The organism is Mycolicibacter hiberniae, from assembly GCF_010729485.1.
Taxonomy (GTDB): domain Bacteria; phylum Actinomycetota; class Actinomycetes; order Mycobacteriales; family Mycobacteriaceae; genus Mycobacterium; species Mycobacterium hiberniae.
This window is the reverse complement of record NZ_AP022609.1, coordinates 3,305,152-3,317,432: the sequence shown is the minus strand read 5'-3', so window position 1 is coordinate 3,317,432 and position 12,281 is coordinate 3,305,152. Positions and strand designations below refer to the sequence as shown.

Genomic DNA, 12,281 nt, shown 5'->3' with positions numbered 1-12,281 from the left:
ACCAAACCACAACCCGGTCGGGATGGAACAGGGTTCAGTGGGTCTGCGGTGGCCGCCCTGGGCCCGTTTGTGCCGGGGGACGGTAGCCTGAACATGCCCAGCTGCATGTAATTGGAAGGATTTGGCCGCGTCCGGCCGATGTCTGATGAATCGCAAAAATGTGATCCGAACCGTCACCGCGATCGCAGTGATCCTGCTGCTCGGTTGGTCGTTCTTCTATTTCAGTGACGACACGCGCGGCTACAAGCCGGTCGACACCTCCGTCGCGGTGGCCCAGATCCACAATGGCAACGTCAAGAGCGCTCAGCTCGACGACCGCGAGCAACAGCTGCGCCTGGTGCTCAAGAACCCGCTCACCAGCGTCGAAGTGACCGGTCAGTCCGGCAACGCCGACAAGTCCGGCCGGTCGGAGAAGGTCGACAAACTGATCACCAAGTACCCGACTGGGTACGCGGTTCCGCTCTACACCGCGTTGACCGCCAAAAAAGCCGAGATCAACACCACGGTGAACCAGGGCAGCCTGCTCGGATCACTACTGATCTACATGTTGCCGATGCTGCTGCTGATCGGCTTGTTCGTGATGTTCTCCCGCATGCAGGGCGGCGCCCGGATGGGCTTCGGCATGGGCAAATCCCGTGCCAAGCAGCTGGGCAAGGACATGCCCAAGACCACGTTCGCCGATGTCGCCGGCGCCGACGAGGCGGTCGAGGAGCTCTACGAGATCAAAGACTTCCTGCAGAACCCGGCGCGCTACCAGGCCCTGGGCGCCAAGATTCCCAAGGGCGTGCTGCTCTACGGCCCGCCGGGCACCGGCAAGACCCTGCTGGCCCGCGCGGTCGCCGGTGAGGCAGGCGTGCCCTTCTTCACCATCTCCGGCTCAGACTTCGTGGAGATGTTCGTCGGTGTCGGCGCCTCCCGGGTGCGGGACCTGTTCGAGCAGGCCAAACAGAACAGCCCGTGCATCGTCTTCGTCGACGAGATCGACGCGGTGGGCCGCCAGCGTGGCGCCGGCATGGGCGGTGGCCACGACGAGCGCGAACAGACCCTCAACCAGTTGCTGGTCGAAATGGACGGCTTCGGTGATCGAGGCGGGGTGATCCTGATCGCGGCCACCAACCGGCCCGACATCCTCGACCCCGCGCTGCTGCGGCCCGGCCGCTTCGACCGCCAGATCCCGGTGACCAACCCCGACATCGCGGGGCGGCGTGCGGTGCTGCGCGTGCACGCCAAGGGCAAGCCCATCGGGCCCGACGCCGACCTGGACGGCCTGGCCAAGCGGACCGTAGGGATGTCCGGCGCCGATTTGGCCAACGTGATCAACGAGGCGGCACTGCTGACGGCGCGCGAGAACGGCACCGTGATCACCGGCGCTGCGCTGGAAGAAGCTGTCGACCGGGTGATCGGTGGCCCCCGGCGCAAGAGCCGGATCATCAGCGAGCACGAGAAGAAGATCACCGCCTACCACGAAGGCGGCCACACCCTGGCGGCGTGGGCGATGCCCGACATCGACCCGGTCTATAAGGTCACCATTTTGGCCCGCGGCCGTACCGGTGGGCATGCGGTCGCGGTTCCCGAAGAGGACAAGGGGCTGCGCACCCGCTCGGAGATGATCGCCCAGCTGGTCTTCGCCATGGGTGGGCGCGCCGCGGAGGAGCTGGTGTTCCGCGAGCCGACCACCGGAGCGGTCTCCGACATCGAGAAAGCCACCGCGGTCGCGCGCGCCATGGTCACCGAATACGGCATGAGCGCCAAACTCGGCGCGGTGCGCTACGGCAGCAACCATGGCGACCCGTTCGTGGGCCGGGCTATGGGCACTCAGCCCGACTACTCCCACGAGGTGGCCCGCGGCATCGACGACGAGGTCCGCAAGTTGATCGAGGCGGCCCACACCGAGGCCTGGGAGATCCTCACCGAATACCGCGACGTCCTCGATATTCTGGCCGGTGAGCTGTTGGAGAAGGAGACGCTGCACCGCGCCGACTTGGAGAAGATCTTCGACGGCGTTGTCAAACGACCCCGGCTGACCGCGTTCGACGACTTCGGCGGGCGTACCCCGTCGGACAAGCCGCCGATCAAGACACCCGGCGAGCTGGCGATGGAGCGCGGCGAACCGTGGCCGCAGCCCAAGCCCGAACCGGCGTTCAAGGCGGCTATCGCCCAGGCGACGCGGGAGGCGGCGGCCAGGGCGGCCGAGGCCGGCCCCAACGGGAGCAACGGTGTGCCCGCCGGCGGCGACGCGGTGCCCCCGGCCACCCAGCCCGACTACGGCGCCCCGGCGGGCTGGCAGGCACCCGGCTGGCCGCCCGCACAGCAGCAGTCGCAGCCCCCGCAGCCCCCGCAGCCCCCGCAGCAGGGCGGCTACTGGTATCCGCCCCAGCATTGGCCGCGCCAGGGTTACCCGCCCGCTCAGCAGTACCCGCCGTATCAGCAGCACCAGCCGTACCCCGGTGGCGGCCAGCCGCCGGCACCGCCGGTACCGTCCGGTGAGGCCGACGGCGGCGGTCGCAGCGCCGAGAAGAATCGGTCCGAGCAGCCGTCGGGTGACTGAGAAAGCGGGGTCGACGATGTCGTCGGCAATTTTCGATCAGGCGCGCGCGGAGGCTGCCGTACGCGAGCTGCTGTTCGCCGTCGGCGAAGATCCCGACCGGGCGGGCCTGCTCGACACCCCGGCCCGGGTGGCGCGGGCCTATCGGGAGATGTTCGCCGGGCTCTACACCGATCCGGATGAGGTGCTGGAGACCACCTTCGACGAGCAGCACGAGGAGCTGGTGATCGTCAAGGAGATCCCGCTCTACTCGACCTGCGAGCACCATCTGGTGGCTTTTCACGGCGTCGCACACGTCGGCTACATCCCGGGCCACGACGGCCGGATCACCGGCCTGTCCAAGCTGGCCCGGGTGGTCGACCTCTACGCCAAGCGGCCCCAGGTGCAGGAGCGGCTGACAGCGCAGGTCGCCGACGCGCTGATGCGCAAGCTCGACCCGCGCGGAGTCATCGTGGTGGTCGAAGCCGAGCACCTGTGTATGGCGATGCGGGGAGTGCGCAAACCCGGTGCGATCACCACCACCTCTGCGGTTCGGGGGCAGTTCAAATCCGACAGCACGTCGCGCGCCGAGGCCCTGGAACTCATCCTGCGCAAGTGAGCCCGACACGCGTCCAGATCGTCGGGGTGGTCAACGTCACCGCCGATTCGTTCTCCGACGGCGGGCGCTACCTCAACCTCGATCGTGCTGTCGAGCACGGCCTGGAACTGGCGGGCCAGGGCGCCGCGATCATCGACGTGGGGGGTGAGTCGACCCGCCCCGGCGCGGTGCGCGTCGATCCGCGGGCAGAGGCGCAGCGCGTCGTTCCGGTCGTGAAACAACTCGCCGCCCACGGTATTACCGTCAGCATCGACACCATGAACGCCGCCGTCGCCGAGGCGGCGCTCGACGCCGGTGCCACGATCGTCAACGACGTGTCCGGGGGAGCGGCGGACCCCGACATGGCGCCGCTGGTGGCTTCGTCGGGAGCCCGATGGGTGCTCATGCACTGGCGCCCGGTCGACCCCGAAGACCCGCACCGCGCGCCCTGTTACCGCGACGTCGCCGCCGAGGTGCGCGAGGACCTACTCGCCGCCGTCGCCGGGGCGGTGGCCGCCGGCGTGGACCCGACCCGGCTGATCATCGACCCCGGACTGGGCTTCGCCAAAACCGCGCAACACAATTGGGCGCTGCTGCACCAATTGCCGCAACTGGTCGAACTCGGTATGCCGGTGCTCATCGGGGCGTCCCGCAAGCGGTTTCTCGGTACGCTGCTGTCCGGCGAGGACGGCACGCCGCGGTCGCCTGACGAACGCGAAACGGCCACGGCGGTGGTCTCGGCCCTGTCCGCCCTACACGGCGCCTGGGGCGTTCGGGTGCACGATGTGCGGGCCTCGGCCGATGCGCTTCGAGTCGTCGAAGCCTGGAGGCAAGGAGGCGGGGCCGGTGACTGATCGGATCGAGTTGAGCGGCTTGACGGTGCGGGGCAACCACGGGGTGTTCGCTCATGAGCGGGCCGACGGTCAGGATTTCGTCGTCGACATCACCGTCTGGATGGATCTCACCGTCGCCGCGGCCAGCGACGACCTTTCCGACACTTACGATTACGGTTTGCTGGCGCAGCGCGCGGCGGACATTGTCGCCGGGCCGCCGCGCGATCTGATCGAAACCGTGGCCGCCGAGATCGCCGAGGAGGTGATGGGCGACATGCGGGTGCAAGCCGTGGAGGTGACGCTGCACAAACCGCAGGCGCCCATTCCCCTTACCTTCGCCGACGTGGCGGTGGTGGCACGGCGCTCGCGGGGCGACCGGCGCGGCAGGGTGGTCCCGGCGTGAGCCGAGCGGTGCTGTCCATCGGCTCCAACCTGGGGGACCGACTGGCGTGGATGCAGTCGGCGGTCGACGGCCTGGGCAGCGCGGTGCGCGCGGTGTCGGGGGTATATGAGACCGAGGCGTGGGGCGGCGTGCCACAGGGCCCCTTCCTCAACGCGGTGCTCGTCGTCGATGACCCGGCCGCCGACGAGCGGCATTGGCTGCGCCGGGCGCACGAACTGGAGCAGGCGGCCGAACGTGTGCGGACGCAGCGGTGGGGGCCACGAACCCTGGATGTCGACGTGATCAGCTGCCGGCGTGCCGACGGCATGCCGGTGCGCTCCGACGACGAGGAGCTGACCCTGCCGCATCCCAGGGCCCACCTGCGCGCCTTCGTCCTGGTGCCCTGGTTGTCGGTGGAACCGGACGCGCGCTTGACCGTGGGAGACCGGTCCCGGGCGGTGCAGGACCTTCTCGATGACCTCGATCCCGCCGAGCGGGACGGGGTGGCGTTGACGGATCTGGTGCTGCACCGCCGGGAGTGGCCGGCGCGCGTCGGGAGCAACTGATGGGGCCGACCCGCACCCGCGACGTGACCGCGGCGGCGGTTGCCGTCGCGATCCTGAGTTACCTTGCGGTCCCGCTGCTGTACCGGGGGTTTCCCCCGATCACGGTGTGGACCGGCATATCGCTGCTGGCGGTCACGATCGCCGAGGCCGGCTGGGGCCGCTACGTCGGACGCAAGATCGCCGACGGTCAGATCGGTGCCGGGGCGCGGCGGCTGCATCCGCTGGCGGTGGCGCGCACCGTGGTGGTGGCCAAAGCATCGGCGTGGATGGGGTCGCTGGTGCTGGGCTTCTGGCTGGGCGTGCTCGGCTACCTGCTGCCGCGCCGTTCCACCCTGCAGGTCGCCGCCGAGGACACCTCGGGTGCGGTGGTGGCGGCCGCCAGCGCCCTCGCGCTGCTCATCGCGGCGTTGTGGCTGCAGAACTGCTGTAAATCGCCGCACGATCCGGGCCCGCCCACCGAGCTGCCCGGAAATCAACCCGGGTGAGAATCGCCGGTGCGGGGCGACACGCTGACTGACCTCGCCCAGGTACAGTCGGGCAATGCGCGCCAGCGACGAAACGGGACGAAGCGACGAGGTGGAGCCGCGCAGATGAATTCGGTCCTGTTCCGCGCCCCGGGTCGGCGCGGAGGCCGCAGGCCGGGCTGGACGTTGATGACGGCGTTGCTGATCCTGGCGATCGCTGCCAGTTCGGCACTGGTGTTCACCAACCGGGTGGAGCTGCTCAAGCTCGCGGTCATCATCGCGCTGTGGGCTGCGGTCGCGGCGGCGTTCGTCTCGGTGATCTATCGGCGGCAAAGCGATGTCGACCAGGCCCGCGCACGTGACCTGAAACTGGTCTATGACCTGCAACTGGATCGGGAGATCTCGGCGCGGCGCGAGTACGAGCTCACGGTGGAGTCCCAGCTGCGCCGCGAGCTTGCCTCCGAGCTGCGCGCGCAGGCCGCCGACGAGGTCGCGGCGCTGCGCGCCGAGTTGGCCGCGCTGCGCACCAACCTGGAGATTCTGTTCGACGCAGATCTGAGTCAGCGGCCGGCTCTCGAGCCGGAGCGCACACCGGTTCGTGCCTACAGCGACTGGGCGCGCTCGGGCGGGGAATCCGCTCCCGGCGGACCCACCCGCGCCACGTCGTCGGCCGCCACCGGCTATCCGCCGGATTCGGTCACCGAGACCGCGGAGAATCCGATCATCGACGTACCCGAGGTGCGGATTCCGGCCGCCGGCAGCACCCCGCCCCAGGAATCGCCCCAGGAGTCCCCGCAGGCGCCCTCGTACGCCGATGGCCGCCGTGGCTCGCATCGCCGCAGGGCGGACGAGTCGCCCCGCCGGGCCTCCGAGGACACTGCGCCGCCACCGGCCGCCGGGGGCTGGGCGCAGCCGCCACAGCCCTTCGTCGCTGCCGAAACACGCCGCGAGCCCGAACCACCACCGCCACCGCCATCACCGCCCTGGGTTTCGTCCTCGGCCCCCAGCTGGAAACCTGTTGGTGCCGAAGGGGAGTGGCTTCCCCCCGGCGCGCCGGGCAGCAACTGGTCGGCAGATGCGGCGGCAGAATCGCTCCGGCGGCCGGCGCCGGAGCGCAGCGAGGAGAGGCCGAGCAGGCACGGTCGTCACGCCGGCCCAGCCGACTCCGACAGCGGCGCGCAGCCGGCAGGCCCCGAGGGGCAGGGGCGCCGGCGGGCGCGCTCGCGCCACGCTGCCGAATCGGACGGCGACCACTTCCGGCTCCCGCCGGTCGAGTCCCCGGCAGGGGCGGCCGCCGGATCGCCGGAGGCCGAACCCGAGGCTGCCACCCAGGGACGACACGGCCACGCTGATGAACCCGGTACCGGCGGTCAGTCGGTGGCCGATCTGCTGGCCCGCCTGCAGCAGGGGCCCGTCGAGGGCCGTCGGCGCCGCCGCCGCGAAGACTGACCGGCAGGCACTGCGACCAACGTCACTCCCGAGGCAGCTGCGGATCGCGATAGAATTCCGGCGACCGTCCGGTACCCGCAGAGCGGGACTGGAACGAATATCGAGAGAACCTGTGAGGTCGTCTGCATGGCGCAGTTCGACGGACTGCGGCCCGCCCGGCTCAAGGTCGGCGTCATCTCGGCCGGCCGCGTCGGCACCGCACTCGGCGTAGCGCTCGAGCGCGCCGAGCACGTCGTGGTCGCGTGCAGCGCCATCTCCGAGGAGTCCCGGCAACGGGCCGGGCGCCGCCTTCCGGACAGCCTGGTGCTGCCGGCTCCCGACGTGGCGGCCGACGCGGAACTGCTCCTGCTCGCCGTACCCGACACCGAACTGGCCGGCATCGTTTCCGGCTTGGCGGCCACCGGCGCGGTGCGGGCGGGAACGATCGTCGTGCACACCTCCGGCGCCACCGGTATCGGGGTGCTTGCGCCGTTGACCGAACAGGGCTGCCTGCCGCTGGCCATCCACCCAGCGATGACCTTCACCGGCTCCGACGAGGACATCGACCGGTTGTCGGAAAGCTGCTTCGGCATCACCGCCGCCGACGAGGTCGGCTTCGCCGTCGCCGAGGCGCTGACCTGTGAGATCGGCGCTGAACCGTTTCGGGTCGACGAAACCGCGCGCACCCTCTACCACGCCGCGTTGTGTCACGGCGGAAACCACGTGGTCACGGTGATCGATGACGCGCTGACGGCGTTGCGGGCGGCGCTGCCCGCGCGGCTGGGCTCCGGTATGGCCGAAGACCCGGACGGCATCGCCGAGCGGGTGCTCGGACCGCTGGTGCGTGCAGCGCTGGCCAACACCCTGCGCGACGGCCGGTCAGCGCTGACCGGGCCGGTGGCCCGCGGCGACTCCAAGACCGTGGCCGGGCATCTGCGGGCGTTGACCGGCGTCGATCCGGACCTGGCTGAGGCCTATCGGACCAACGCGCTACGCACGGCGCACCGGGCCGGTGCACCCGACGACGTACTGGAGGTCCTGGCGCGATGAGCTCCCACCCGCACCGGGGCCCGGGGCCCGCCTTCACCGCCGGGGGACTCAACGTCTACGACCGGCCCGACGACGTCGCCCGCGTCAGCCGTGCCCTGCGCGCCACCGGTCGCCGGGTCATGTTGGTGCCGACCATGGGCGCCTTGCACGAGGGCCACCTGTCGTTGGTCGCAGCGGCGCAGCGGGTGCCCGGCTCGGTGGTGGCGGTGTCGATCTTCGTCAATCCGCTGCAGTTCGGGGCCGGTGAAGACCTGGAGGCCTATCCGCGCACCTTGGACCAGGATCTGGCCGCGCTGCGCGACGCGGGCGTCGAACTGGTTTTCGCCCCCACCGCCGCGGCGATGTACCCGCACGGCCCGCGCACCGCGGTGAACCCGGGCGCGCTGGGAGCCGAACTCGAAGGCGCCGCACGCCCGACCCACTTCGCCGGCATGCTCACCGTGGTCGCCAAACTGCTTTCGATCGTCAATCCGGACCGGGTGTTCTTGGGGGAGAAGGACTATCAGCAGCTGGTGCTGGTGCGCCAGATGGTCACCGATCTGAACCTGGACGTGACGGTGGTGGGTGTGCCCACCGTGCGCGAAGCCGACGGCCTGGCAATGTCGTCGCGCAACCGCTACCTCGACCCCGCCCAGCGCGAGGCCGCGACCGCCCTGTCGGCCGCCTTGGCCGCCGGTGAGCGCGCGGCAGCCGACGGCGCCCAGGCGGCGCTGGACGCCGCGGCCGCGGTGCTGTCCGCGGTGGAGAGCGTCGACGTCGACTACCTGCAGGTCCGTGGCACCGACCTGGGCCCGGCGCCCGTGAACGGGCCCGGGCGGCTGCTGATCGCCGCCCGAGTCGGCACCACCCGGCTGCTCGACAACGCGGCCATCACCCTCGGATGTCCCATCGACGCAGAGGTGGCGTCGGTCGGTTCGGATGTATTTCCCGTATCAACCCGGAGGAATTGATGTTTCGGACGATGCTCAAGTCGAAGATTCACCGTGCCACGGTCACCCACGCCGATCTGCACTACGTGGGTTCGGTGACCATCGACGCCGACCTGATGGACGCTGCCGACCTGCTTGAAGGCGAACAGGTGACGATCGTCGACATCGATAACGGCGCCCGACTGGTGACCTATGCCATCACCGGCGAGCGGGGCAGCGGCGTGATCGGGATCAACGGTGCGGCCGCGCATCTGGTGCATCCCGGGGACCTGGTGATTCTGATCGCCTACGGCACCATGGAGGACGCCGAGGCGCGCCAGTACCGCCCGCGGATCGTGTTCGTCGACGCCGAGAACAAGCAGGTGGATCTCGGCAACGACCCGGCTTTCGTGCCCGACGACGTCTCTGATCTGCTCTCGCCCCGAAGCGTGCGCTAGCCGTGCTGCTGGCGATCGACGTCCGCAACACCCACACCGTCATCGGCCTGCTCACCGGTTCCGGTGAGCACGCAAATGTGGTGCAGCAGTGGCGGATCCGCACCGAGGCGGAGATCACGGCCGACGAGCTGGCGTTGACCCTCGACGGTCTCATCGGCGATGACGGCGAACAGCTCACCGGTGTCGCCGCGCTGTCCACAGTCCCCTCGGTGCTGCACGAGGTGCGACTGATGCTCGACCAATACTGGCCCGCGGTCCCGGCGGTGCTGATCGAGCCCGGTGTGCGCACCGGGATCCCGCTGCTGGTGGACAACCCCAAGGAAGTCGGGGCCGACCGCATCGTCAATGCACTGGCCGCCTACCAGAAGTTCAAGACGGCGGCCATCGTCGTCGACTTCGGCTCGTCGATCTGCGTCGACGTGGTTTCGGCCAAGGGCGAATTTCTCGGCGGCGCCATCGCCCCGGGCCTGCAGATCTCCTCGGATGCCGCGGCGGCACGATCTGCGGGGCTGCGGCGGGTCGAACTCACCCGTCCGCGTTCGGTGATCGGCAAGAACACCGTCGAATGCATGCAGGCCGGCGCGATCTACGGGTTCGCCGGGCTGGTCGACGGGCTGGTCCGCCGCGTACGCGAGGAGGCCGCGAGCGCCGGCGACGGCGTGACCGTGGTGGCCACCGGCCACTCCGCGCCGCTGTTGCTCGCCGATCTGGAGTCCGTCGACCACCACGACCCCAACCTCACCCTGGACGGGCTGCGGCTGGTGTTCGAACGCAACCGCAACAACCAGCGCGGCAGGCTGCGCCCGGCGCGCTGACGGCCGTCGGCTTTTCGTTCTGGCTGCCCTGTTCCTCTAAGCTGGCGGGTCGTGAGCTCCGCCGACATCTCCCGCCTTACGCAGGACGAATCCGACCTCCCCGAGCAGTTCCGGATCCGCCGCGACAAGCGGGCTCGACTGCTGGCCGAAGGCCGCGACCCCTATCCGGTGGCGGTGCAGCGCACCCATTCCCTCGCCGAGATCCGGGCCCAGTACCCCGACCTGGCCGCCGACACCGCCACCGGCGACGTCGTCGGCATCGCGGGGCGGGTGGTGTTCGCCCGCAACTCGGGCAAGTTGTGCTTCGCGACCCTGCAGGAGGGCGACGGAACCCAGCTGCAGGTGATGATCAGCCTGGCCAGTGTCGGGGAGCAGGAGTTGGAGGCGTGGAAGGCCGACGTCGACCTCGGCGACATCGTCTACGTGCACGGCGAGGTGATCAGCTCCCGCCGCGGCGAGTTGTCGGTGTTGGCGGACTCCTGGCAGATGGCCTCGAAGTCGTTGCGGCCCCTTCCGGTCGCGCACAAGGAGATGAGCGAGGAGTCGCGGGTGCGGCAGCGCTACGTCGACCTGATCGTCCGGCCGGAGGCGCGGACCGTGGCGCGCCAGCGGATCGCGGTCATTCGGTCGGTGCGCAACGCGCTCGAGCGGCGCGGATTCCTGGAAGTCGAGACGCCGATGCTGCAGACATTGGCCGGCGGGGCGGCCGCCCGACCTTTCGTCACCCATTCCAACGCCCTGGACGCCGACCTTTACCTGAGAATCGCACCAGAACTGTTCCTCAAACGGTGCGTTGTGGGCGGTTTCGACAGAGTCTTCGAGCTCAATCGAGTGTTCCGGAATGAAGGCGCTGATTCCACTCATTCGCCCGAGTTTTCGATGTTGGAGACTTACCAGGCCTACGGCACCTATGACGACTCCGCCTTGGCTACGCGGGAGATAATTCAAGAAGTCGCCGACGAGGTGATCGGAACCCGTCAACTGCCGCTTCCCGACGGCAGTGTCTACGACATCGACGGCGAATGGGCGACCGTTGAAATGTATCCCTCGCTGTCGGCCGCACTCGGCGAGGAGATCACCCCGGCCACCCCAGTCGCGCAGCTGTGGGCGATCGCCGATCGTCTCGGCGTCGAAATCCCGACCGACCGTGGCTATGGGCACGGCAAACTGGTCGAGGAACTCTGGGAACATGCCGTGGGTCATGACCTGAGCGCCCCGACGTTCGTCCGGGACTTCCCGGTGGAGACGACACCGCTGACCCGCCAGCACCGTAGTATCCCCGGCGTCACCGAGAAGTGGGACCTTTATATGCGCGGTGTCGAACTGGCCACCGGCTACTCCGAACTCATCGACCCGGTGGTGCAACGTGAGCGGTTCGCGGCGCAGGCCGCGGCGGCGGCGGCGGGCGACGACGAGGCGATGGCACTGGATGAGGACTTCCTGGCGGCGATGGAACACGCTATGCCACCCTGCACCGGAACCGGAATGGGTATCGACCGTCTGTTGATGGTCTTGACGGGACTATCAATTCGGGACACGGTTTTGTTTCCGATTGTTCGCCGGCAAGGCAACTGAACTGCGCCGACACCTGTTGTGTTGAAGCAGGCGTATTTTTATGGCACATTAGGCGGCGAGGTCGAATACGGCTTTGCGCACCCGTTTGCGCGAGGAAAGCTAACCAAGGGGTTCCAATGGCGAAAAAAGTGACCGTCACCTTGATCGATGATTTCGATGGTGAGGGTGCCGCCGACGAAACGGTCGAATTCGGCCTGGACGGGGTGACCTATGAGATCGACCTTTCGAGCAAAAATGCCGCGAAACTGCGCGCAGAACTGAAGAAGTGGGCCGACGCGGGCCGCCGGGTCGGTGGCCGTCGCCGCGGACGTTCGGGTGGGGGTCGCCGGGGCGCCATAGACCGCGAGCAGAGTGCGGCCATCCGGGAATGGGCCCGGCGCAACGGTCACAACGTGTCCACCCGCGGGCGTATCCCGGCCGACATCATCGACGCATTTCACGCCGCAACCTGACCGGCGGTTCAGCGAGCCTCGACGAAGGAGAGGCGAAGCTGGGACCGCCGTAACTGACCGGCGGTTCAGCGAGCCTCGACGAAGGAGAGGCGAAGCTGGGACCGCCGCATGGGCCGAGTAGGTTTCGCTGCTGGCGAACCTGACCGCCGCCGGAAACGTTTTTCGCGGGTTTGGACGTTGTCCCCTTGTATCCGCGGTTGGGTCTTTCGGGACCCGGCATCGGGTGAA

13 protein-coding genes are annotated in these 12,281 nt (G+C 69.1%); all 13 read left to right on the top strand.

The features are described 5' to 3' along the window. Nucleotides 1-145 precede the first annotated feature (145 nt). The 13 genes from ftsH to lsr2 all read left to right on the top strand — a co-directional run bounded on the left by ftsH (nt 146) and on the right by lsr2 (nt 12,053). A complete protein-coding gene (ftsH, locus tag G6N14_RS15715) occupies nt 146-2,548 on the top strand; it encodes an ATP-dependent zinc metalloprotease FtsH (protein ID WP_085134054.1) in 2,403 nt (800 codons plus the stop codon). A gap of 16 nt (nt 2,549-2,564) precedes the next feature. Then, on the top strand, nt 2,565-3,143 hold the full coding sequence (gene folE, locus G6N14_RS15710) for a GTP cyclohydrolase I FolE (protein WP_085134053.1): 579 nt from the start codon (nt 2,565-2,567) through the stop codon (nt 3,141-3,143). After that, nucleotides 3,140-3,976 carry a dihydropteroate synthase gene (gene folP / locus G6N14_RS15705; RefSeq protein ID WP_085134052.1) on the top strand — a complete coding sequence of 279 codons (837 nt, stop codon included), beginning with the start codon at nt 3,140-3,142 and terminating at the stop codon, nt 3,974-3,976. Before folE ends, folP begins: the two co-directional genes overlap by 4 nt. After that, a complete protein-coding gene (gene folB, locus G6N14_RS15700) occupies nt 3,969-4,358 on the top strand; it encodes a dihydroneopterin aldolase (protein ID WP_085134051.1) in 390 nt (129 codons plus the stop codon). Before folP ends, folB begins: the two co-directional genes overlap by 8 nt. Then, a complete protein-coding gene (folK, locus tag G6N14_RS15695) occupies nt 4,355-4,903 on the top strand; it encodes a 2-amino-4-hydroxy-6-hydroxymethyldihydropteridine diphosphokinase (RefSeq protein ID WP_085134050.1) in 549 nt (182 codons plus the stop codon). Before folB ends, folK begins: the two co-directional genes overlap by 4 nt. Beyond that, nucleotides 4,903-5,388 carry a DUF3180 domain-containing protein gene (locus G6N14_RS15690; RefSeq protein WP_085134188.1) on the top strand — a complete coding sequence of 162 codons (486 nt, stop codon included), beginning with the start codon at nt 4,903-4,905 and terminating at the stop codon, nt 5,386-5,388. The genes folK and G6N14_RS15690 overlap by 1 nt, the downstream gene beginning before the upstream one ends. 105 nt (nt 5,389-5,493) lie before the next feature. Continuing rightward, entirely contained in the window at nt 5,494-6,816 is a 1,323-nt protein-coding gene (locus G6N14_RS15685) for a DUF6779 domain-containing protein (protein ID WP_085134049.1), read from the top strand. Nucleotides 6,817-6,942: 126 nt separating this feature from the next. Beyond that, nucleotides 6,943-7,845 (top strand): Rossmann-like and DUF2520 domain-containing protein, encoded by a 903-nt coding sequence (locus tag G6N14_RS15680; protein WP_085134048.1) that lies wholly within the window; start codon nt 6,943-6,945, stop codon nt 7,843-7,845. Then, nucleotides 7,842-8,795 carry a pantoate--beta-alanine ligase gene (gene panC / locus G6N14_RS15675; protein ID WP_085134047.1) on the top strand — a complete coding sequence of 318 codons (954 nt, stop codon included), beginning with the start codon at nt 7,842-7,844 and terminating at the stop codon, nt 8,793-8,795. The genes G6N14_RS15680 and panC overlap by 4 nt, the downstream gene beginning before the upstream one ends. Further along, nucleotides 8,795-9,211 carry an aspartate 1-decarboxylase gene (panD, locus tag G6N14_RS15670; protein ID WP_085134046.1) on the top strand — a complete coding sequence of 139 codons (417 nt, stop codon included), beginning with the start codon at nt 8,795-8,797 and terminating at the stop codon, nt 9,209-9,211. Before panC ends, panD begins: the two co-directional genes overlap by 1 nt. A 2-nt stretch (nt 9,212-9,213) precedes the next feature. Beyond that, nucleotides 9,214-10,026 carry a type III pantothenate kinase gene (locus tag G6N14_RS15665; RefSeq protein WP_085134045.1) on the top strand — a complete coding sequence of 271 codons (813 nt, stop codon included), beginning with the start codon at nt 9,214-9,216 and terminating at the stop codon, nt 10,024-10,026. A gap of 51 nt (nt 10,027-10,077) precedes the next feature. Further along, on the top strand, nt 10,078-11,601 hold the full coding sequence (gene lysS / locus G6N14_RS15660; protein WP_234808782.1) for a lysine--tRNA ligase: 1,524 nt from the start codon (nt 10,078-10,080) through the stop codon (nt 11,599-11,601). A gap of 116 nt (nt 11,602-11,717) precedes the next feature. After that, a complete protein-coding gene (lsr2, locus tag G6N14_RS15655) occupies nt 11,718-12,053 on the top strand; it encodes a histone-like nucleoid-structuring protein Lsr2 (protein ID WP_019738040.1) in 336 nt (111 codons plus the stop codon). Nucleotides 12,054-12,281 lie beyond the last annotated feature (228 nt).